This window comes from Paenibacillus sp. OV219, from assembly GCF_900110075.1.
Lineage (GTDB): Bacteria > Bacillota > Bacilli > Paenibacillales > Paenibacillaceae > Paenibacillus_Z.
In genome coordinates this window covers 346,539-369,707 of record NZ_FOCJ01000006.1, presented here as the reverse complement: position 1 = coordinate 369,707, position 23,169 = coordinate 346,539, and the positions used below count along the sequence as shown (strand labels likewise).

Below are 23,169 nucleotides of genomic sequence, written 5' to 3'. Positions count from 1 at the left end.
AGTGCTAAAGCGGATCAAGACACTGTTTGCCGAATCTAGAGATTTAACGATGCACCAGCTGCAAAATGACGAAATGACCATCGAGATCGCCTATATCGAGTCGCTCTGCGACGGAAGTAAAGTGAGTGACTTTATCCTCGTCCCCTTCACGAAGCAGCTGCAGCCTTTTGACGAGATAGTGAAGGTCAATCCGGTCTACGAGCCGCTCGATGACCCGGCCAAATGGACGGATACGCTTCTGCTCGGCTTCGTCCTTATCCAGGTGAATGGCAAGATCTATAAGCTCGACGCCGCGCGAATCATCCGTAACGAGAATCCCCAAACGATGGTGGAAACGGTCATTACCGGGCCGCAAATCGCCCTTAGTGAGGACGTCATTGATTCGATCAATATCATCCGCAGCCGTTATCCAAGCCCTGAGCTTGCGACTGAAGAGCGAACCGTGGGCACCATCTCGCGGACTCGTGTGCTGCTGCTGTACGATAAGCGAAGTGTCGATGCGAATGTGTTGAACATGGTTAGACAAAGGCTTGATCATATCACGGTTCCAATGATAAACGCTTCCGGCCAGCTTAGCCGTGCGCTTGGCGATCGGTATAAGCTGTTCCCGACGATGATCATCACAGAGCGGCCGGACCGTGTCTGCAACGGCATTCAGGATGGGAAAGTCGTATTGCTCCTGCAGGGCTCCATGTTCGCCATCGTGCTGCCAGTTACGTTCTATGATTTCTTAAGCGCCGTTGACGATCAGTATGATTCGTTCTGGATGACGCGCCTGCTGCTCGTCCTTCGCTATATCGCCGTCGTGCTAACGATTACGCTGCCTGCCTTGTATGTCGCAATTGTTTCCTATAATCCGGAGTTGTTTCGCGTACAACTCACTTTCTCGATCGCAGGAAGCAGATCGGCTGTACCGTACCCGTCCTTCATCGAAGTATTCATTATGCTGCTTATGATTGAATCACTCATCGAGGCAAGCGTACGGTTGCCAAAGTATATCGGCTCAACCGCCACGACCGTTGGCGGTCTCATTCTCGGACAGGCCGCTCAACAAGCTGGACTCGTCAGCAGCATCATGATTATCGTCACATCAGTCGTAGCCATTTCGAACTTCGTCATTCCGGTCAACAATATGTCCACTGCAATCCGGTTTATGAAATATCCGCTCATCATTATGGCCATCTTCTTCGGCATAACCGGCGTGACAATTGGCCTGTTTATTTATTTTGTATATCTAGCCGACTTGCGCAGCTTTGGCAAGCCGTATTTTCGCATCTTCAGCAAAACGCCTTCGCAAGCAGGCGATATCGGACAGGTGGATCAAGGATGAACCGTTATTTCTATTATTGCGTGACGCTCGTGAGCATGCTCAATTTGATGCTGTTTGTCCCCTATTTGCTCATTCAGGACAGATATACGGGGGCTCTTTCATCCATGATCACCGCAGCAGTCGTTGGTTCTACGCTGGCGATTCTGTTTACCCATGTCATGAAAACCTTCCCCGGCAAAGGACTTCCGGAGATATTTGGGATGTTCTTCCCAAAATGGGTAACGGCACCGCTTATGTTTCTTCTAGGCTGTATGTACTTCATGTCCGGTTCCATAGTGCTGACGGGGTTCTCCGTGCTTATTAATCGCTTTCTAAATCCGGACTCCAGCTCGTTTGTCGTGCTGAGCCTGTTGTCGATTGCTTGTATCTATGGAGCGACCCGTTCCACCTTGTCCAACATCTTCATCTTGGAGATGGGCTTAATTATAAGCGTGCCGCTCATCTTAATGATTCTGTTCAAATCTTACCGCAGTCCGTCGCTCGATTGGGATGCCATGCGCACCGTTGCTCAATATTGGCGCAATCCGCCGAAGCTGACTCCTTACGCAGCTGCGATTTTTCTTTTTACCGGCTATTCAGGCTACGCGATCTTCAATCGGCTCAATCCGCCGAACTTCAGGCTGCGCTTCCGCTGGCTCATACCGCTTATCGGCTGCTTTATTCTGGCGAGCTCCTTTTTCGTCCCGATTGGCTTTCATGGTACCGAGACAGTAGCTTCCTACCTGTATGTGTGGAGTGTGACAGCCGATTCCATGACGATGGAATACGGGTTTCTTGAACGGGTCGTGTTTATTTTCCTGCTGCTCTATTTGAACTTGACGCTCGTGTATGCGACTAACGTCTGGCATATCTCGATGGAGCTGTTCAAGAGCTGCCTTCCGGGAGCAAAGCCGCAGATTGATCCGGAGCGTACGCCGCTGACGAACTGGATTATCGCTTGCTCGCTGGGACTTATCACTGTCATGACCTCTTATTTCTTTAATGAGAAGCAGAACTTGGCACTCGCAACGAATTGGCTCATCTTCCGCGTATTTGTGGAAGTTATCGCGGTGCTCTTCCTCTTCGTGCTCAGCATTGGGGCGGGCGGAAGGAAGCAATCGACATGAGCTACAGACGGTTGCTGCTGCTGGTTGTTATGTTGATGACGCTCGCCGGACTAACGGGCGGATGCGGCTTTAAGGACATCGATAAACGGTTCTTCGTCGTTGCAATCGGCATTGATCCGGCGACGGAAGGCGCTAAGGGCTATACGGTCACGCTGCGCATGGCCGTGCCATCGCCGAAGGTGGAGCCGGGGGCTGCAAAGTCTCAGGTGGAAACGATTCAGGCAACAAGCATCGCTGAAGCCGTTCGGCTGTTGAAATCCCATGTTGATAAAGAACTTGATTTCGGCCATTGCAAGCTGCTTCTGCTTGGTGAAGAGCTAGTGAAGAAGGATTTCAGAGGGCCGCTGAACTGGCTGTCTCGTCGGCGCGATATTCAGAACGTTGCTTATGTTGCGATAGGCAAGCCGAATGCGAAGAAGATCATCGAGATTGAGCCGCCGAATGAGCGGATGCCTGGCAACGCGATCTTTCTGATGTTCGGCAATGACGGATCGGAGTCGTCTTATACGATCTACGAATATTTATTTGACTTTGTGCGGCGCACCGGAGAACGCGGGATGGACCCGATTCTGCCGATCATGCGCCAGGAGAAGAATGGCTATGTTGTCACCAGGCTTGGGCTGCTTAATAAATCGAAGCTCGTCACGGTGCTGAATCCGCAGGAAACCGAAATGTACAATCAAATACGCAACGAATATAAGAAATCGACGGTTGCCGCCACTTTCGATGGGCAGAATATGGTCATGTCCGTGGAAAGCATTTCGTCGCACACCAAAATCGTCAAATCAAGTAACGGATGGGTACTGAGGCTGAGGCTAAATATTAGGGGAATCTTTGAGGAAGCGCCGATCGGTGTCTATGATCAAAGCTGGACGAAGCTGGAGCAAGCGTTCAATGTTCAGGTTGAGCAAGAAGCCAAACGCCTGCTTGTGAAGGCACAGCAAGCAGGCGTTGATCCCTTTGGCTTTGGGCTTAAATTTCGGGCGACACATGCCGGCAGTGAGAGGACCTGGAGCGACTGGCAGTCGATCTACCCAAGACTGAAATTCGACGTGAAGGCAAATGTCACTATTGAAGGCTCCGGCATTGTGCGGTAGCACTGCAGGTAAATATAAAGCTAGACACAAGCGAGCTGCCAGGCTAGCTCCCTAGATTCGGATAAGCCGCTTCGTGCTTTGCAGCTCACGTAGCGAGCCTGCGCCAATGCCGAACATCGCGGTGCGCAGCTCGAATTCCGTGCGCTCCATCTGGCGGTGCAGATCACGCTCGCTCCCACTCCCACCCGCCGCTGCTTCCGCAGCTCCGGCAAGGAGCGAACGGCCGAAGCCGACCAAGTCCGCGCCAAGCGCGATAGCTTTGGCGGCATCGACGCCATTATGCAGTCCGCCGCTCGCAATGATGGTTGCTTGCGGTAGAGCATCTCTGACCTCGCGGACCGAGGCCGCAGTCGGAATGCCCCAGCCGGCGAATGCCTCGGCTGCTTCGGCGCGCAGCGGGTCGGTGCTGGCGCGGAATTTCTCAACTTGGCTCCAAGAGGTTCCGCCAGCGCCTGCTACATCAATGAAGGATACGCCTGCTTGAATGAGGCGGTCCGCAGTCTCTGCGTCTATACCCCAGCCGACTTCCTTCACGCCGACAGGAACGCCGATGCTGCGACACACATCGCCGATGCGGCCGAGCAGGCCGCGGAAATTCGTGTCACCTTCGGGCTGGAATACTTCCTGCATGCTGTTGAGATGCAGGACGAGCGCATCCGCTTCGGCAAGCTCCACTGCCCTGCGGCAATCGTTGACACCGTAGCCATAATTGAGCTGCACCGCGCCAAGGTTCGCGATAATCGGAATCGTCGGTGCATATTGCCGTACCTGAAACGTATCTGCTAGAGACTCATTCTCGATTGCTGCCCGCATGGAGCCAAGTCCCATCGCCCAGCCGCGCACTTCGGCCGCTTCAGCCAGCCTTACATTAATGGCAGCAGCCTCATATGTACCTCCGGTCATGGAACTGATCAATAACGGTACTTCCATCGCGCGATTAAGAAATGTAGTGGAAAGATCAATATCATTAAAAGCCAGCTCCGGGAGCGCAAGGTGACGGAACCGATAGTTTGCGAAGCCCGGATCGGTACCTACGCTTTGTACATCCTCCGTAAGGCATATGCGGATATGTTCGCCTTTTCGTTTGGCGGTCTCAAGATGCTCATCATTCAACCTGTCTGTCATCCTAGTCGTCGATCTCCTTTTTCGCTAAAAAGCTTCCTATAGTAATAAAGCTATCATTGCACAAGGAGCAGGGTTAGAGCAAATCCGGTCTGCGCTTTCACATTTTTGATTATTTTAATCTTATTTTTGACTATAATAATCATTTTTATTGTTGTTTACTACATATGGTCGTATAATAAAAGCAGTAGATCATTATCAGGAGGCGCTCATAAATGCATGTAAAAACATTTGACAACACGACTGAACTCGATTTGTTCGCTGCCCAACTGTTTGCGGATAAGCTGAAAAATAAACCAAATGCGACGCTAGGGCTCGCTACAGGCTCGACACCTGTCGGCATTTATGGAAAAATAATAGAGATGTACAAGAGTGGCAGCATTTCCTTCAAAGAGGCAACCACGTTTAACCTAGATGAATATGTCGGCCTGGATCCAGAGCATGAACAGAGCTATGCGCACTTCATGAAAGAACAGCTGTTCAACCATATCGACCTGCCTCAGCACAATGCGCATTTGCCGAAAGGAATCGGAGCAGACTTGAAATCGGAATGTGCGGAATACGATCGGATGCTTGCTGAGCAGCCAATCGACATTCAGCTGCTAGGCCTTGGGCTGAACGGTCATATCGGCTTCAACGAGCCCGATCAAGAACTGCAAGGCGGTACTCATGTAGTAGAGCTGGAGGAATCGACACGTGAAGCGAACGCAAGATTCTTCGACAAGCTGGACGAAGTGCCAACGCAGGCGATTACGATGGGTGTTGGATCGATTTTGAAGGCTGATTCCATTCTGCTCGTAGTAAAAGGCGCCGACAAGGCAGACATCGTTAAGCAAGCGCTGCAAGGACCGATTACGACGGAAGTGCCGGCATCGCTCTTGCAAACGCACAAAAATGTACTTGTACTCGTCGATCGTGAGGCTGGGAGGCTGTTATAATTGATGCAAACTACAGGTGACACATGGCTCATCAAGCATGTCCAAACCATTGTTTCGGACACGGTAGTCGAGGGCAGCGTAGTTGTAGTAAACGGCAAAGTTGCAAAAATCATTGAAGGTGACGCCATTCCAGCGGAATATGAGCAGCTCGAGACGGTAGATGGACTTGGCGGCTGGCTCTTGCCAGGCTTCATCGATATGCACGTTCACGGCGGCGGCGGCGCTGACTTCATGGATGCGAGCCGCGAAGCCTATGATGTGATCACCCGCTTCCACGCATCCAAAGGAACAACAAGAATGCTGGCAACGACGGTGACCGCTTCACCAGAAGCGATTGCAGCCGTGCTCGAAGCATCAGAGGCTTACCGTAAAGGCGGCGACATGCCGAATACGGTGCTGGAAGGCGTTCATTTGGAAGGTCCTTTCATTAGTGAGAAATGGCCTGGCGCACAGAACCCGGCTTTCATTATTTCGCCCCGGGTTGATCTTATTCAAGCATGGAACGAGCAGTACCCTGGACTTATGAAGCAAGTTACATTCGCTCCTGAGAAAGAGAATGCACTCGCCTTGACGGAATATCTCGCTGCAAACGGGATCGTCGCCGCTGCCGGCCATACAGATGCGACTTATGCGCAAGTGATCGACGCAGCGGAAGCTGGCTTGACGCAAGCGGTGCATACGTTCAATGCGATGCGCGGCTTGCATCACCGCGAGCCGGGAACAGTCGGCGCGGTGATGACCGACCACCGTATCCATGCCGAGCTTATCGCAGACGGCCATCACGTTCATCCGGCAGCTATTCGTCTGCTGGTCGCTGCGAAGCCGAAGGATCGGGTCATTCTGATCACGGACGCGATGGCTGCAGCCGGACTTGGAGATGGTCAGTACGACCTCGGCGGTCTCGTGGTCGATGTGCTCTACGGCGTCGCCCGCCTTCGCGAAGGCGGAAGTCTTGCAGGCAGCACTCTAACGATGATCGACGCAGTCCGCTATATGCTAGCGCATACAGGCCTTAGCGTTTCTGAAGTGAGCCAGATGGCGAGCGGCAACCCGGCGAGGCAGCTCGGCATTGACGATATTACAGGCAGCATTGCCGAAGGCAAGCTCGCTGACCTGGTGCTGACGGACACTTCGTTCACGAGCGTGCGCCGCACATGGGTGAACGGGCGTCAGATTTACGGATAAGCGATTAGCGAACTTAATAGTGATTGATTGCATGTTAACGAAGCAGGCCTGATGGGCCTGCTTTTCGTTTACACCCTTCGGTTGATCACTAATGTAGGGTACGTGGTAATCCTCTTTGGCTCGAACTACCCTGTTTTCCTCTCATGTAGGGTACGTCGTACTCCTCTTTTGTTCGAACTACCCTGATTTCCTCCCATGTAGGGTACGTGATACTCCTCTTTGGCTCGAATTACCTGTTTTCCTCCCATGTAGGGTACGTGGTACTCCTCTTTAGCTCAAACCGGTCCGAGCCCCTTTCCCTAGGCACTCTCCAATTCAATTAGGGGGCTAAATAGAAACTTCAAGAATCTCCCACAAAGTAGTGCCTCTAGGGACTCTCTTTGGCCTTCTTCGGCGAAATCTCGCCGATGTAGTGACCCTGAGGAGTCTCTTTCTCCAATGTAGTCCACCAGACCAGCTTCTTTCGCTAGATCCGCCGATATTCCATCCATGTAGTCCACCAGACCAGCTTCATCTCGCTTGTTCTTTCCGTGCTCACATGGCGACGGCGCAGTTTGCTCGCACCAGCGGCGATCCGCTAGACCTGCAGAAACAGCTCCTGCTCCGTTGCGTGGATGCGCGGCGCAAGTGTCTCAAGATATTCACTATCTGCAATCTCACGACGCAACGTGCTCCTCCATGATTGTCTCACTGTCCATATCACCGTCGACGAAGTGATCAGTGCTCCGCTCCGCTCCCCTCCCCTCACTTCACGCCAAACTCAAGCGTGCAAAAAAAAGCAGGCCCTAACGGGCCTGCTCTATAAACATCCATATTATAAAAATAAATTATTGCTGCCTAACTAGCTTCGTAATCCGACCATCGAAGATCCATTCCGCCACATACACATTGCCCTGCGAATCTACGCAAACACCGTGCGGGGAGCTGAATTTATCTGGACGATAGTATGATTTCGGCAGGTTCGGCCAGCCCTGTTGCTTGTACGCCTGCTGGTCCTCGCCGAGGTGTGTGATGAGACGGTCATTCCGGTCGAGCACCGTAATACGGCTGTCGAGGTCTGGAATGTACACTTCGTCTCCGAAGAAATAGAAGCTGCAAGGCAGGTCGAGGTTATGGTCGACGAAGCGCTTATGCTCCCCTTCGAGCGTGAACACTTGAATACGGCTGTTGCGGCGGTCAGCCACATAGATTTCTGGTTCTTCACCACGCAGGTTAATTGAGATGCCGTGCGGCTCAATTACTTTGCCTGCCTCCGAGCCGCGTCCGCCCCACGAGCGGATATAATTGCCGCGAGCATCATAGTGGTGAATATGGAACTGGCCGTAGCCGTCCGAGACATAGATGTCGCCGTTAGGCGCCACACACACATCTGTCGGAACGTAGCGACGCTCAACATCGTACAGATCCGGACGGTCAGGCCGACCGATCTCAAGCAGTGTCTCGCCATCCAGCGTCGTCTTCACAACAAGCGCGCGGTTCGTATCTGCAAAGTAGAGATATTCGATGCCGTCATTATCGCGCTGGAGGTAGAAGCCGTGTGCGCCGCCTTCGAACTCAGGGCCCCACGATGTAATGAAGTTGCCGTCTTTATCAAATTTGATAACGGAGTCTTTGCCTGTATTATGTACGTAAACGTTATCATTCGCATCCACAACGATGCCATGTGTATAGCCGTAAGCAATTCCTTCCGGAAGCTTGCCCCAGCCTTGTGCAACTTCATAGGAGTGAGAGGCGCTACCAATTACTAATTTCTCTGACACATCACATTTCTCCCTTCAAGGTTTCATACATTCCCAAGTATACCAAAAATGGAGAGTGGCACAAGGAACGATTTGGGAAAATGATATAAAAAAGGCAACAGCCGCCAGTGGCAGCCATCACCTTCTCCGTTCAAAATCATTTAGACACTCGCCCCGTACTGCGTATCGGCAACGACCGTTTGAATGCCATGTGTCTGCGCGATGGACGCAAGCTGCTGCGGCAGAGCTTCATCCGTAATGAAGCCCTGCAGCTGCGACAATGGCGCAATTGAGAACAAGGAGGTCCGGCCGATCTTCGTATGGTCGAACATCGCGTAAGTCGCCTGCGAGCGGCGAATCATCGCCTTCGCAATATGCGCCTCCTGCTCCGAGTACGTGGTAATGCCGCCAGTCGAGGAGACACCATCAACGCCGAGGAACATTTTGCCGATATGCAGCTGGCCGATCATGCCTTCACCTAGCGGACCGCACAACTCGAAGCTGTTGTGGCGCATCATGCCGCCTGTCACAACAACGTTAATGTCGCTGCCCGCCAGCTCCATCGCGACGTTCACGGCATTCGTTACGACGGTAATGCCTCTGCGCGTCTTGAGCAGCTTGGCGAGATAATAGTTCGTCGTCCCGCCGGACAAGCCGACAACGTCCCCTTCAAGAATGAGACTTGCAGCTGCAGCTGCAATCCGTTCCTTCTCCAGAAACGATAGCCCTTCCTTCTCGGCAAAAGGCAACTCGCGCACGGCGTTCATCCCATCATACATCGCGCCGCCAATCGTACGAATGACTGGCTCTGACTTCTCCATCAGCTCTAGGTCGCGACGTGCCGTCGCCTCCGAAACACCGAAGCGGTCTACGAGCTCCTGGATCGTAATCCGGCCCTGGCGCTTCAGCACATTCATAATCTGTTCCCGCCTCCGCTGTCCTTTTGACGAACCAGCTTCAGCCATCTATCGCTCCACCCAGCCTTTATCCGATAATCGGCTCTCTAGGGTTGACCAGTCAGGAAGTGCTTCCCAGTCACCGCGGCTTTGTACGACAAGTGCGCCGCTAATGCTGCCAAGACGAACCGCTTCCAGCACACTCATCCCTTTGAGCAGACCCCCAAGGAAACCAGAGCAGAAGCCATCGCCTGCACCAACCGTGTCAATAACGCGTTCAATCGGATAGAATGGCACCTCTACCACTTGCCCATTCTCCAGCACCACATTCGTGTCGCCAACGCCTTTCACGATGCTAACGGCAGATAAGTTAACCAGCTTCTCTTTCACGGCCTCGAAATCATCCGTATCATACAGAAGTCTCAGCTCGTCCCAGCCAGGCAAGAAGTAATCCGCTTGCGCCGCGAGCGGCAGCACTACTTCACGCGCTTCATCTATCGACCATAGCTTCAGACGCAAATTCGGATCGAAGCTAATCTTCACGCCTGCTTCCTTTGCTGCAGCAACTACTGCGAAGATCGTCTCACGGCAGTTGTCGCTAAGCGCCGGGGTAATGCCTGTAATGTGCAAAATCTTACAGCTGCGTATGTACTCCAGATCGAGATCACTCAGCTTCATCTTGCTCGCGGCAGAATGTTTACGGTAATAATGTACCGTCAGCTTACCTGCGACCATCTCACGGAACATCATGCCTGTCGGCGCATCCGCGGACAGAGACGCCCGTGACACATCGACGCCTTCACCGCGAATCCGTTTCAGAATGGAGCGGCCGAACGGATCGTCGCCGAGAGCGCCGAACCAGCCAACTGATTCGCCAAGTCTTGCAACACCGATCGCGACATTGCTCTCTGCGCCGCCGTAGCTCTGCTCCAGCATCGCAGACCCTTCAATCGCTCGATGATCCGGCGGCATGAATAAAGCCATTGTCTCGCCAAATGTTAATAAATCCGGCGCTGTCTTCGCCATGGTTTCCCCTCCAAATAGACTTTCGGGCAAATTAGATGTCTTTATGAATCGGATATTTCATGAAATAAAGAATGACGACATAAATCACGAGAATGATAAGGCTCAGCACACGCGCTTTTGCAATATGAGCCGATGCGCTCTCACCGCTTTGAATGGCGGTAGCAATACGTTTCAGGGGCTTTGTTACGATGCCGCCAAGCGCTGCGATTGCTAGGAAGAGCAGTGTTACAATAATCATCCAAATCACTTTGTACTCGCCTTGCGACATCAAGTAGCCGCCAGTCAGCAGCTGCAGCACAAGAAAATATTGGGCAACGCGATTGGCAGATACAAGCCCTGCAGCAAGTCCAGCTTGTCCTGCGCCGTCAAGCTTGGAAGCGCGGCCTGCCATTAGCGGCAACACGATATAGAATCCCATTCCGGCTGCACCGATTACGTGCAAAAATAACATAAAATCAAACATACTTACTTCCTCCTTAAAGGTTCGATACATTAGCTCAATTCAGCATCCGCTATAATGTATTATTCTTTCAAGTATACTAAAACGCACGCTCCAATACAAAAAATAGCTTTATTCGTATGAAGGTGTCAAACGATGCTTAACCATGACCGCTTTTATAGCAAAATAATCGACATCGTCCGGAAGCGCCTCTTTGATCGGCTTCAGCTTATCGCTTCCGATCTGCTGAATCGTCTCCACAATAAGCGCCTCATATTGTTCGGGGATGAACATCGCCCATTCTAGCTCTTCGCCTTCCTGTGCACAGCGCAGCAGATGGTTCTCGATCGTCACACGGCTCATCCCGCGCATACCTGCTATATCAGCAAGCGACTTTCCTCTGCCAATCAAGGTGAGCGTCTGCATATGGCTCGGCAAGCTCTCAAGCTCCGCCAGCTCTGCGGCGTCCTCATGACTTACCAGCACCTGCACTTTCGGTTCAGCTGCCACCTTGCTCACTTGTACCACAGCTGTTGGCTGCGGCGACGAGTCACCGTTTGAAAATGAAGACGCTCCTGAAGACGCCCCCTCTTTGAATTCGCGCACAATAGCAATGACATCACTGCCATACTTTCGCGCTTTTGCCTCACCGACGCCTTTCACGCCAAGCAGTTGCTCGGTCGTAATCGGCTGCCTGTCGGCAATTTCACGCAGTGCCGCATCAAAGAACAGCATGAACGGAGGTACACTCTCTCTTGCAGCTGTCACACGTCGCCACTCACGCAGCGCTTCGAACAGCGGCGTGTTCGCGGCAGACACATTCGTTCCAGCCGTTTCTCGCCGCTTCGCAGCAGAGCTCTGCCGGCGGTGCACGGTCAGCTTGCCTTCCAATACAGGAAGCGCCTCGGCCGTCAGCGACACCGTTGGATACTCCCCTTCACTGATCCGTAGATATCCTTCTGCGACAAGATAATAGAGCAGATCGGTAATCTCTTTCTCCGCCCAGCTTCGCATGAGGCCATACGTCGATAGCCTGTCGAGCCCAAACTCGAGAATCCGTTTCTCTCGCGAGCCCTTAAGCACTTTCGCAGCCAACGAAATGCCGAAGCGTCCTTTCATCCGCCCAACGCATGAGAGCGCCTTGCGTGCATCCTCTGTCGTGTCGATCATCGCGCTCTGATCGAGACAGTTGCTGCATTTACCGCATTCAGGCACATCTGCCTCTCCGAAATACCGCACAATATATTGCAGCAAGCACTTCTCCGATCTGCTGTAATGCATCATCGTGTACAGCTTGTTCAGCTGAATCGACTTGCGCTCAGGGTCTGTCGTGCTGCGGTCGATCAGGAAGCGCTGCACCTGCACGTCCTGGGGCTCAAACAGAAGGACGCAATCGCTCTCCTCCCCGTCTCGCCCAGCACGTCCAGCCTCCTGGTAATACGACTCCACATCGCCTGGCATCTGCCAGTGAATGACATAGCGGACGTTCGGCTTATCAATCCCCATGCCAAACGCATTCGTCGCTACCATCACTCGGTATTCGTCAAAGCGGAACTTCTCCTGCGCGTCCCCCCGCTCCCCATCATTCAAGCCGCCATGGTACTTGCCTGTGGCGATGCCAAGTTTCATTAAGTCTTCGCTCACTTCTTCGGCTTCCTTGCGAGTTGCGGTGTACACAATACCAGATTGGTCCGGTCGTTGCGTCACGAAGTCGCGCAGAAACTTCCGTTTGTCAGTCCCTGTCACGACGGACAAGGTGAGATTCGTACGTGCAAATCCGGTTACGAAAATATTCGGCTTACGCAGCCCGAGCATCGCTGCAATGTCCTCCGATACCTCAGGTGTTGCCGTTGCCGTAAATGCCGCTACAGGCGGACGGTTCTCCAGCCTCCCAATCCAGCCTGCCAGCTGTCGGTAGCTCGGGCGGAAGTCATGTCCCCACTGTGAGACGCAGTGCGCTTCATCAATCGCGATAAGCGGTATATGCATTTGGCTCGATAACGAGTCGAACATTGTGCTGTCGAGACGCTCTGGTGCGACATATAACAGCTTGTACACGCCTTGCGCAGTCTGCCGCACCACTTCACGGTACGATTCCGCACTAAGCGAGCTGTTCAGGTAGGCAGCCGACACGCCAAGCCGATTAAGTGCATCCACTTGGTCTTTCATAAGCGAAATGAGCGGTGAAACGACAATTGTCGTGCCAGGCAGCAGCAGCGCGGGAAGCTGGTAACAGATTGACTTACCCCCGCCTGTTGGCAGAATGGCAAGCGTATCCTTCCCTTCCAGCACACCCGCAATGATGTCACTCTGGCCTTTACGGAAGCTGTCGTAGCCATATACCTGCTTTAGCGTACGCAGTACTTCTTCTTGAATCATCTCTTGCTCCTCCTTCCATCATCAAAAATGAAGACCCTGACGGGAATGCAGTCAGGGTCTCATGTGCTTCATGAGGTTATCGTGCTCTATATGGTTTCTATTTGCTGCTTCCGCTGTCGACGATTGCGATGACGCCGCGAACCGAATTCGCGGACTTCTCAAGCGCCGCCTTCTCTTCGGCTGTCAGCTCCAGTTCAAAAATCCGCTCTATGCCGTCGCCGCCAAGAATAACAGGCACGCCCATGAACAAGTTATTGTAGCCGTATTCCCCTTCCAATAGTGCGATGACGGGCAGTATTCGTTTCTTATCTTTCAAAATTGCTTCTGTCATTTGCACAAGCGAAGCGGCAGGCGCGTAATAGGCGCTGCCGTTGCCGAGCAAATTGACAATCTCGCCGCCCCCGACACGCGTCCTCTGCACGATCGCTTCAATTCGATCTGCCGGTATTAGCTTCTCAATTGGAATACCGCCGACGTTCGAATAACGAACGAGCGGTACCATATCGTCGCCGTGACCGCCGAGCACGAAGCCGCGAACGTCTTCCGTAGAGACATTGAGCTCTTCGGCAATGAAAGTGCAGTAACGGGCTGTGTCAAGAACGCCTGACTGTCCAATGACACGGTGCTTCGGAAATCCTAGTGCTTGGTATGCGACGTATGTCATCGCATCCACGGGATTAGAGAGGATGATGATGTAGGCATCCGGGCTTGTCGCTTTAACGCTCTCGCAGACCGATTTGACGATACCCGCGTTGGTGTTTACCAAGTCGTCGCGGCTCATTCCCGGCTTGCGGGCAATACCTGCCGTAATGATAACTACGGATGAACCCTTCGTATCTTCATAGTTGGAGGTCCCGATGATTTTGGAGTCTATACCTTGAACAGGCGTTGACTCCATCATGTCGAGCGCTTTGCCTTTCGTCGGGTTCTCAAGCTGCGGAATGTCCACGAGCACGACATCGCCAAGCTCTTTCTGGGCAAGCATTAACGCCGTTGTCGCTCCGGTAAAGCCTGCACCTACAACCGTAATTTTGTTCCGTTTAATCGCCATCGTACACTACCTCCTAATAGACATAGGATTAGTTTCCCCGATTGCAACGTCTTTATTGCTTTGGTCGCGCCAGCGACTGCCTCCTCAAGCGGCTATTGCACTGGTCGCGCTAGCGACTGCCACCTCAAGCGGCAGCCTTGCTCGAACACACATATAGCGTGCAAAAACCGCAATAGCGAATGCTATGCGGTTTTTGCGAAAGCGGTGCACGTACCACTCTATATATAGTCTCTGTAACTCCCACGTTATACCTTCCGGTTTCCAAAGGGTGGTAACCCTTGGGGTCCCCTCTTCTGGAGGGGATTTAGGGGAGGTATAAGTGTGGGGTAAATAGGGAGCTCCCTATTCCTTACAGATTTTTGATGATTTCGTCAGCGAATGCAGAACATTTCACTTCAGTAGCGCCTTCCATCAGGCGTGCGAAGTCATAAGTAACGGTCTTGTTGTTGATAGCTGTTTCCAGACCTTTGTAGATGGAATCAGCCGCTTCTTGCCAGCCAAGGTGCTCAAGCAGCATAACGCCAGAGAGGATAACCGAGCCTGGGTTTACAACGTCAAGGTCAGCGTACTTAGGCGCAGTACCGTGAGTTGCTTCGAAGATCGCGTGGCCAGTCAAGTAGTTGATGTTCGCGCCTGGTGCGATACCGATACCGCCAACTTGTGCAGCCAGTGCATCAGACAGGTAGTCACCGTTCAGGTTCAACGTAGCGATAACGTCGAAGTCTGTAGGACGAGTCAATACTTGTTGAAGCGCGATGTCCGCAATTGCGTCCTTCACGATCAGCTTGCCAGCTGCTTCTGCTTCTTTTTGTGCTTTGTTTGCAGCGTCAGTGCCTTCTGCTTCTTTAATGCGGTCGTATTGACCCCATGTGAATGTCTCGTTAGCGAATTCTTGCTCAGCGACTTCATAGCCCCAAGTTTTGAATGCACCTTCAGTGAACTTCATGATGTTACCTTTATGAACAAGTGTCAACGTTTTACGGCCATGCTTCAGCGCGTATTCAATCGCAGCACGTGCAAGACGTTTCGAACCTTCAGCGGAAACTGGCTTAATGCCGATACCCGAAGTTTCTGGGAAGCGGATTTTGTTAACGCCCATTTCGTTTTGCAGGAACGAGATCACTTTCTTAACATCTGCAGAGCCTTCTTGGTACTCGATGCCAGCGTAGATATCTTCAGTGTTCTCACGGAAGATAACCATGTCTACCAGCTCAGGACGTTTAACTGGGGAAGGTACGCCGTCGAAGTAACGAACTGGACGCAAGCATACATACAGGTCAAGCTCTTGGCGAAGCGCTACGTTCAGGGAACGGATACCGCCGCCGATTGGCGTAGTCAACGGACCTTTGATTGCTACGATATATTCGCGGATTGCAGTCAGCGTATCAGCTGGCAGCCATTCGCCGTAATTATTGAATGCTTTTTCGCCGGCGAATACTTCGTACCAAGCGATCTTCTTCTCGCCGCCGTATGCTTTCTCAACAGCTGCATCCAGAACACGCTTGGACGCTTTCCAGATGTCACGGCCTGTGCCGTCGCCTTCGATGAAAGGTACGATTGGGTTGTTCGGCACAGTAAGCACGCCGTTATCGATTGTAATTTGTTGTCCTTCAGTTGGTAGAGCGAATTTTTCGAGTTTCATGGTTGAAATCCTCCTATAATTTGAAGTTCATATAATCGCTATACATAACATGACGGGAGCCGGCTGACCGCGCTTTTTAAGGCGCTGCCAGTCGGCACCCCGTCACGACAAGGCGCTTCTTTCAGCTTAACGTTGAGCGATTGGAGTTACCTTTTGATCTACCGGTCCTGTGTACTCAGCACGCGGACGGATCAAGCGGTTGTTCTCGTATTGCTCAAGAATGTGTGCAGTCCAACCCGTGCAACGGCTGATCGCGAAGATCGGCGTGAACAGGTCGCGTGGAATTTGAAGCGTTGTGTAAACAGATGCGGAGTAGAAGTCAACGTTTGGCTTCAGACCCTTCTGACCTGTTACAAGCTCTTCAATCTTCACAGACATTTCGTACAGCTCCATGTTGCCAGTCAATTTGCCAAGCTCACGGGACATCTTCTGCAGATGCTTCGCACGTGGATCTCCGTTTTTGTAAACACGGTGGCCGAAGCCCATAATTTTCTCTTTGTTCGCAAGCTTCTCGTTGATATACGATTCAACGTTACCGAACGAACCGATTTCTTCGAGCATAACCATTACTGCTTCGTTCGCACCGCCGTGCAACGGGCCTTTGAGCGCGCCGATAGCCGAAGTTACGCCGGAGTAAATATCCGATAGCGTAGCAACTGTAACGCGTGCTGCGAATGTGGATGCGTTCAGCTCATGGTCTGCGTGAAGCACAAGTGCTTGGTCAAGCGCTTTAATGGCAACTTGATCCGGCTCTTGGCCAGTCAGCATGTACAGGAAGTTGTAAGCGATCGATACACCGGACTTCGGAGCCACCGGCTCTTTGCCTTCGCGAATGCGGGCAAACGCAGCAACGATTGTCGGGATCTGTGCTTGCAGTTTAATGGCTTTCTTAATGTTCGCTTCTTGCGACATCTCGTTAGCGGATTCATCATAAAGCGCCAGACTCGAAACTGCCGTACGAAGTGCTGCCATCGAGTTCGTGTTGCTTGGGTACAGCTTGATTTGATCCAGCACCTGCGTTGGTACTGCTGCATATTCGCCAAACTTCTTAATTAGCTCATCAAGCTCAGATTGGTTCGGAAGCTTACCGTACCAGAGCAAGTAAGCCACTTCTTCAAAAGAAGCATGCTCAGCAAGATCATCGATGTTGATCCCGCGATATGTCAGTACGCCATCAATAATGGAGCTGATCGAGGATGTCGTTGCGACTATTCCTTCCAGACCTTTGGTCACTGTCATGTTTCTCTCTCCTTTAGTCTCTTTTATTTAAAATAAATGGAGTAACGTTAACAATAATTGGATTCGAGTTCCACAATCGTCGTTCTAATCATATCGGATTTTGACCAAGAAGTGAACAAAATCGGATATAAAATTGCTTTATCGCTACCATAAAGGTTTTTTCTTCTACTTAACCTGCATTGATTTTTCCCTAAACATTTCACTTTTACCCGTTCAAAACAACACTTTCTTACGACTGTCCCTAGTGGTAATATGTGCAGTATAACATGACTGGCTTTACGCCTCTAAAGGGGATTTCGCGAATGACAGAACAGCGCATCGGCATCATTGATATCGGATCCAACTCCATTCGGCTAGTCGTTTATGAACGTACAGTCGGCGGTGCCAACCGCGTTATCGACGGCAGCAAACATTCCGCCCGTCTTAGCGAGCAGCTCGATGATGATGGCGCGCTTCCTGAGCAATCCATTGATGAGCTTGTCGATATGATGAATCACTTCCGGCTTATTTGTGCACATCATCGCACTGGACACATCCGCGCCGTTGCCACAGCTGCAATCCGTAATGCAACGAATCAGAGTCATATCCTTCGCCGCATTGAAGCGGAGTCAGGCCTGCCGATCGAGCTGCTCTCTGGCAAGCAAGAAGCCGATTACGGCTACCTCGGTATGGTTAACTCCATGGCAATTGAGGACGGCTTCCTGATCGACATCGGAGGCGGAAGCACGGAGGTGTCGCTATTCAAGAATCGTAAGCTTGTCCATGCCATCTCATTCCCTTTCGGCTGCGTCAGCATGACGAAACGATATGCCAAAGGCGGGATGCTGTCCGATCAGCAGCTCAAGGAGCTTGAGAAGCATATTGAAGATAAAATAGAACATGAGACCTGGCTCCGCAGCTCGCCAAACCTCCCGCTCGTCGGCATTGGCGGCACGGTGCGAGCGCTCGGCAAAGTGCATCAATCACATGTCAAATATCCGTTTCCAAGTACAAACAATTACTCACTGGATGCGGCTTCAACCGATGAATTATTCGAGCTTATGCGCAAGCAGCCACTAGATAAGAGAAGCAAAGTGCCTGGTTTATCAAAGGACCGGGTCGATATTATTGTACCGGGGATCGCGATCCTGAGAACAATCTATCGCGCCATCTCGGCTTCTCATTATATTGTTTGCGCAGCCGGACTCAGAGACGGTTTGTTCTATGCAACTCGTTTCCCAGAGAGACCGCGGCTTGATGATGTCATTACGTACAGTGTCAATAATCTCGCTGCGCTTCACCCCGAGGCGCCGATGCAACATACCTCGCAGGTAAATCGCACTGTACTGAGCTTAATTGATCTGCTAGGTTCGAAGCTGCCAGCGCTTGACCTCGTACGGCAGTATCTCGACATTGCTTCGATTCTGCACCGCATTGGAGCGAGCATCGACTACTATGATTACAAGAAGCATACTTTCTATCTCATGATCAATTCGCATATTAACGGCCTATCCCACCGAGAGCTGCTGATCTGTTCTCTAATCGCATCGTATAAAGGCAAGAGCCGGGTAAAACAGACGGCTGCCGCGTACAAACCGCTATTAAGCGAAGAAGACATTGAAACGGTATGCAAGCTTGGTGCCGTACTGCAGCTTGCAATCGCACTCGACCGCAGCGAGACGCAGGCAATCGGCAAGCTGAGCATTGAAGTGTCAGGCGGTAAGCTTCACTTGCGCGCGCTGCGTGCCGAAGGGATGCTCGCCGTTGAACGCAAGGAAGTCGATTCACTCGCGAGCGACTTCAAGAAGCTGTGGAACTTAACGCCTCTTCTACACACACCTGACTACCGGTAGCTCTTCCAGTTACGAATATTTTTCGCATAGAATTGGCTTCTGAGTGCTGGTCGTTCATTCTGCACCGATTCATAACTGCCGTCGGATTGCAGCTCACGCGCCTTCTTATTATCTTCCAAATTGAGCTTAAGCACGTTCATTAACGTCTTGCGCAATTTGGCATCGAATACAGGGCACATGAGCTCAATCCGGCGGGTTAAGTTACGGGTCATCCAATCCGCGCTCGACAAGTAAACCTCTTCGTCGCCTCCGTTATGAAAATATATAATCCGCGAATGTTCCAAAAATCGGTCTACGATGCTTATGACCCGAATATTCTCACTCTGTCCTTGTACTCCCGGACGAAGGCAGCATACGCCACGTACGATCAGTTCGATGCGTACACCCGCTTGCGACGCTTCATACAGCTTATCGATGATTTCCTGATTTGACAGGCTGTTCATCTTGGCAATAATATGTGCCGGCTTCCCTTCAGCCGCATGCTGCTTCTCTCGCTCCATCAGATCGAACAGCTTCTGTTTCAAATCTGTAGGTGCAACGCCAAACGCCTTCCACTCATAGGGTGAAGAGTATCCGGTAATCTCGTTGAACAAAGCAGATGCATCCGCCCCGATTATCGGATGGGATGTAAACAACCCGATATCGGTATATAGCTTCGCCGTACTGTCGTTGTAATTGCCTGTGCCGACATGAACATATCGGCGCAGCATGCCTTGCTCCTTGCGTACGACGAGCGTTATCTTCGCATGCGTCTTCAAGCCTACGAGGCCGTACACGACGTGACAGCCCGCCTTCTCGAGCTGACGCGCCCATGCGATGTTCCGTTCCTCGTCGAAACGCGCCTTCAGCTCAAGTACAACGGTCACTTGCTTACCGGATTCCGCAGCCATCGCAAGCGCTTGAACGAGCGCGGATTGGCCGCTCACGCGGTAAAGGGTCATTTTGATGGCGAGAACATCGGGGTCATGCGCCGCATCTGTTACGAAGTCGGTTACGGCTTCGAACGATTCATATGGATGATAGAGCAGCACATCTTCCTGGCGAATGACGGAGAACATATCATCCGCGTCAAACTCATGCGGGTAGACCGGTTCTATTCGCTCGAAACGAAGATTATCATAGCCCGGCAGCGCAGAAGCAAACTTCATTAAGAAGCTTAGGTCCAGCGGCCCATCAATTTCAAACAAATTCTCCCCTTGCTCAAGCTCTTCCTTGAGCATTTGCAGCGCATACGGATGCATGTCTTTGCCATATTCTAAACGAACTGGAAGCCCCCAGCGACGGCGGCGAATCTCCTTCTCAATTTCCTCGAGCAGATCTTCTGCACCTTCTTCGTTCAATGTGAGATCCGCATTACGGGTTAAACGGAACGGATCGACCGAGATCGTCGTATAACCGTTAAAGAGCGTGTTAATATGCCGCTCAATCAATTGCTCAAGCAGTAGATATTCGCTCTTCTTGCTGTTCACTCGGTTAGGAAGCTGTATAAAACGGGATAAGATTGACGGAACTTGTACGATTGCAAAGAATGGCTCCTCTTCCTCGGGCATATTCTCACGGCCGAGCAGTACAGATAAATAGAGCTCCTTAGTATGAAGCAGCGGGAACGGTCGGCTCTGGTCCACCGCCATCGGCGTCAGCACGGGAAAGACGATTTCGAGGAAATAATCATCGACCGCTTTCAGCTGCTGAGCGTTAAGCTCGTCTATTTGGCGGAAGCAGATGCCTTCCTTCGTTAAGCCTCGGAGCACTTCACGATAAGTGCGATATTGTTCAACCACCATTAGGCCCGTGCGCTTCATTAGGCGCTTCCATAGTCCCGCAGGCGAATAGCCGGTAAAATCATGCTTCGTGTATCCAGCCTTTATCTGATCTTGAATACCAGCTACGCGTACGCTCATAAATTCATCGAGATTGCTTGCGACGATTGCCAGAAATTTAGCCCGCTCAAGAAGAGGATTATCCTGGTCCTGCGCTTCCTCCAGCACTCTGCGATTAAACTCGACCCAGCTCAAGTCGCGGTTAACATACGGCGACATTAGTTTGTTCATTTGTGTAGTCCTCCTGCATGTCGAATAATACAATTATGAAGCGTCAATGTTTATCACATGTTAATGATTTGTAAATAAGGCGTAAACTTGGGGGAGAACGTACTTTTTTGGTAAATTGTGAGCCTGCTATGCTACACTGTAAGGTGAAAGTTGATGCTCGCCTGCACTATATAAAGGAGTGATCGCTCATATGGATCGTGTCATTTGGAAACGGATATGGCGCGCGTTTCTACTGCTTCTCGGACTGGTAGGCGCCGTGCTCGCTGTCATTTATGTAACGCCGCTTGTGTATCCATTCTTACTCGGCTGGCTCCTCGCTTATGCCATTAATCCAATCGTAAACTTATTGAATCGGAAGCTGAAGCTGCCTCGCTGGATTGGTGTTACTCTGACGCTGCTTGTTTTCGTCGTGGCGATGCTTACCATTGTATCCGCGCTTGTGACGCGAATTGTGGTTGAAATCATTCATCTATCGAAATCAGTCAGCAGCTCGATTGATTGGTGGCGCGATGAATTCGAATCTATCGTGGCTTCACCGGAAATTCAGAATCTCATCGGTAAGCTCAATTCCTTCTATGATGCGAACCCGAACTATCACGATACGATTAACGCTCGAATATCCGATACGGCCAATTTACTCGCACAAACAAGTACCAATATTATAACCTATTTCTTAAATAGCATTGTGAATATTATTACTTCCTTACCAAATGTAGCCACTATTATGATCGTCGTATTGCTCGCTGCTTTCTTCATCTCGAAGGATTGGAGCATCTATGTCAAGCGGCTGTCGGGCTGGTTCCCTGAGCAAATGAGGCAGTCCTCGTCGGTTGTCTGGGTTGACCTGCAAAAAGCATTGTTCGGTTATTTGCGAGCCCAGTTCATTATGATCTCCATTACGGCGGTCGTTGTGACGATTGGCCTGCTTATCATAGGCGTTAATTACGCGATCACGATCGGCATGCTGATCGGTCTAGTCGATCTTCTGCCTTATCTTGGTGTTGGAGCAGCAATGATCCCCTGGATCGCGTATACGTTCATCTATGGCGAGGTCTCTCTCGGCATCAGCTTGTCAATTCTCTATGTAGTCATTCTTGTATGTAGACAGACGATCGAGCCGAAGGTACTCGCAAGCAGTGTCGGACTCGAAGCGCTGCCGACGCTAATCGCCATGTTCGTCGGGCTCAAGCTGTTCGGCGTCGTCGGCCTCATAATCGGTCCCGTCTCACTCGTGATACTTACAACCGTACATAGAGCAAACGTGTTTCGAGATTTGTATTTGTTTGTGGTACGGGGGCCGAAACCTTGAACCACCCCCTAAATCCCCCTAGAAGGGGGACCCCAAGGGTTTACCAACCCTCTGGACTCCCGGAATAGATAACGTTTGGGTTACAGAGAAGCGCTCGCGAGTACGGTTGTGCGTAACCTCGCTTTCGTCCCTTGCGGGACACGCATTACGTTTGAAGTTGCTTAGGTACCTGGTGTCCCTGTGGGACCATGGGAACGTAGACTGCTACAGAGATGCGTTTATGAAGCTGCGTGCTAGTGCTCGCTTTCGTCCCTTACAGGACACGCTTTACGTTTAGCGCACACACGAAAAAACACGCTTAGCCTGTGGCTAAGCGTGTTTTTTTCATTTGCATACTAGGCTAAAACAACGAGCCGGATTGCTAATCGCGCTGGCCGCTTTGCTTGCATATAGTTACCTTCTCCAAATCGTGATCGAGCCACTGCGCATCTTATTCTCAAGCCAGCGGTAGATCATCATCCGATAGAACGGTCTAGTTAGTGGGAACAACAGCGTTATGCCAACAATGTCCGTGAAGAAGCCCGGCATGAGGAGAAGCAAGCCGCCGACAAGGACACAGATACCGTTGAGCATCGCATGGCCCGGAGGCTTGCCGCTTTGGAGATGCAATTTCACCTCCGCGATCGCTTTACGTCCTTCGAGGCGTGCGAGCTGTGCGCCTGCGAAGCCGGTGAGCAGGATGAGACCGAACGTAGCCCAGCCGCCGATGGCGTGACCTACTCGAATGATGCCCCACATCTCAATTGCCGGAATTAGAATAATTGCAGCGACGAGCCATTTTAACATCG

At 51.5% G+C, this 23,169-nt stretch carries 18 protein-coding genes; 7 read left to right on the top strand and 11 right to left on the bottom strand.

Features of this window, described 5'->3' with window-relative positions; all coding sequences use genetic code 11:
* The first annotated feature begins 1 nt into the window (after window position 1).
* From BMY11_RS17430 to BMY11_RS17420, 3 genes are read left to right on the top strand one after another with little or no spacing between them, the layout of a single operon-like run.
* Window positions 2-1,330 carry a spore germination protein gene (locus tag BMY11_RS17430; protein WP_090578811.1) on the top strand — a complete coding sequence of 443 codons (1,329 nt, stop codon included), beginning with the start codon at window positions 2-4 and terminating at the stop codon, window positions 1,328-1,330.
* Window positions 1,327-2,436, top strand: coding sequence for an SLC5/6 family protein (locus BMY11_RS17425; RefSeq protein ID WP_090578808.1), 1,110 nt, complete (start codon window positions 1,327-1,329; stop codon window positions 2,434-2,436). Before BMY11_RS17430 ends, BMY11_RS17425 begins: the two co-directional genes overlap by 4 nt.
* Window positions 2,433-3,533: a Ger(x)C family spore germination protein gene (locus BMY11_RS17420; protein WP_090578805.1), complete on the top strand. Its 1,101-nt coding sequence runs from the start codon at window positions 2,433-2,435 to the stop codon at window positions 3,531-3,533. The genes BMY11_RS17425 and BMY11_RS17420 overlap by 4 nt, the downstream gene beginning before the upstream one ends.
* A 51-nt stretch (window positions 3,534-3,584) precedes the next feature.
* Here BMY11_RS17420 and fni read toward each other — a convergent pair whose 3' ends face one another.
* Window positions 3,585-4,658, bottom strand: a complete 1,074-nt coding sequence (gene fni, locus BMY11_RS17415; RefSeq protein WP_090578803.1) for a type 2 isopentenyl-diphosphate Delta-isomerase — start codon at window positions 4,656-4,658, stop codon at window positions 3,585-3,587.
* Between the two features lie 212 nt (window positions 4,659-4,870).
* On the opposite strand from fni, the gene nagB reads away from it, so the two are divergent.
* Window positions 4,871-5,593 (top strand): glucosamine-6-phosphate deaminase, encoded by a 723-nt coding sequence (nagB, locus tag BMY11_RS17410; RefSeq protein WP_090578800.1) that lies wholly within the window; start codon window positions 4,871-4,873, stop codon window positions 5,591-5,593.
* A 3-nt stretch (window positions 5,594-5,596) separates the two neighbouring features.
* Window positions 5,597-6,778, top strand: coding sequence for an N-acetylglucosamine-6-phosphate deacetylase (nagA, locus tag BMY11_RS17405; RefSeq protein WP_090578998.1), 1,182 nt, complete (start codon window positions 5,597-5,599; stop codon window positions 6,776-6,778).
* 827 nt (window positions 6,779-7,605) lie between these two features.
* Here the strand turns inward: nagA and BMY11_RS17395 are convergent.
* The 8 genes from BMY11_RS17395 to citZ form a co-directional block, all read right to left on the bottom strand.
* Window positions 7,606-8,538 (bottom strand): NHL repeat-containing protein, encoded by a 933-nt coding sequence (locus BMY11_RS17395; protein ID WP_090578794.1) that lies wholly within the window; start codon window positions 8,536-8,538, stop codon window positions 7,606-7,608.
* 140 nt (window positions 8,539-8,678) lie between these two features.
* On the bottom strand, window positions 8,679-9,482 hold the full coding sequence (locus tag BMY11_RS17390) for a DeoR/GlpR family DNA-binding transcription regulator (protein ID WP_090578791.1): 804 nt from the start codon (window positions 9,480-9,482) through the stop codon (window positions 8,679-8,681).
* The gene (locus tag BMY11_RS17385; RefSeq protein WP_090578788.1) at window positions 9,483-10,439 is read right to left on the bottom strand and encodes a sugar kinase; all 957 of its coding nucleotides are present in this window, start codon (window positions 10,437-10,439) and stop codon (window positions 9,483-9,485) included. It lies immediately after the preceding gene.
* A gap of 31 nt (window positions 10,440-10,470) precedes the next feature.
* Entirely contained in the window at window positions 10,471-10,902 is a 432-nt protein-coding gene (locus BMY11_RS17380) for a hypothetical protein (protein WP_090578785.1), read from the bottom strand.
* Between the two features lie 108 nt (window positions 10,903-11,010).
* Window positions 11,011-13,257 (bottom strand): DNA helicase RecQ, encoded by a 2,247-nt coding sequence (gene recQ / locus BMY11_RS17375; RefSeq protein WP_090578783.1) that lies wholly within the window; start codon window positions 13,255-13,257, stop codon window positions 11,011-11,013.
* Window positions 13,258-13,354: 97 nt separating this feature from the next.
* Window positions 13,355-14,308, bottom strand: a complete 954-nt coding sequence (gene mdh / locus BMY11_RS17370) for a malate dehydrogenase (RefSeq protein ID WP_090578781.1) — start codon at window positions 14,306-14,308, stop codon at window positions 13,355-13,357.
* A gap of 349 nt (window positions 14,309-14,657) precedes the next feature.
* The gene (icd, locus tag BMY11_RS17365; protein WP_090578778.1) at window positions 14,658-15,950 is read right to left on the bottom strand and encodes an NADP-dependent isocitrate dehydrogenase; all 1,293 of its coding nucleotides are present in this window, start codon (window positions 15,948-15,950) and stop codon (window positions 14,658-14,660) included.
* Between the two features lie 126 nt (window positions 15,951-16,076).
* Window positions 16,077-17,189: a citrate synthase gene (citZ, locus tag BMY11_RS17360; RefSeq protein WP_090578775.1), complete on the bottom strand. Its 1,113-nt coding sequence runs from the start codon at window positions 17,187-17,189 to the stop codon at window positions 16,077-16,079.
* 302 nt (window positions 17,190-17,491) lie between these two features.
* Between citZ and BMY11_RS17355 the strand changes: the two genes are divergently transcribed.
* Window positions 17,492-19,021, top strand: coding sequence for a Ppx/GppA family phosphatase (locus BMY11_RS17355; RefSeq protein WP_090578773.1), 1,530 nt, complete (start codon window positions 17,492-17,494; stop codon window positions 19,019-19,021).
* Here the strand turns inward: BMY11_RS17355 and ppk1 are convergent.
* Window positions 19,012-21,072: a polyphosphate kinase 1 gene (gene ppk1, locus BMY11_RS17350; protein ID WP_090578771.1), complete on the bottom strand. Its 2,061-nt coding sequence runs from the start codon at window positions 21,070-21,072 to the stop codon at window positions 19,012-19,014. The two genes, BMY11_RS17355 and ppk1, sit on opposite strands and share 10 nt — an antisense overlap.
* Before the next feature lie 190 nt (window positions 21,073-21,262).
* On the opposite strand from ppk1, the gene ytvI reads away from it, so the two are divergent.
* Window positions 21,263-22,381 (top strand): sporulation integral membrane protein YtvI, encoded by a 1,119-nt coding sequence (gene ytvI, locus BMY11_RS17345; RefSeq protein ID WP_090578768.1) that lies wholly within the window; start codon window positions 21,263-21,265, stop codon window positions 22,379-22,381.
* Between the two features lie 393 nt (window positions 22,382-22,774).
* Here ytvI and BMY11_RS17340 read toward each other — a convergent pair whose 3' ends face one another.
* Window positions 22,775-23,167 (bottom strand): FxsA family protein, encoded by a 393-nt coding sequence (locus tag BMY11_RS17340; protein WP_090578764.1) that lies wholly within the window; start codon window positions 23,165-23,167, stop codon window positions 22,775-22,777.
* Window positions 23,168-23,169: the final 2 nt, after the last annotated feature.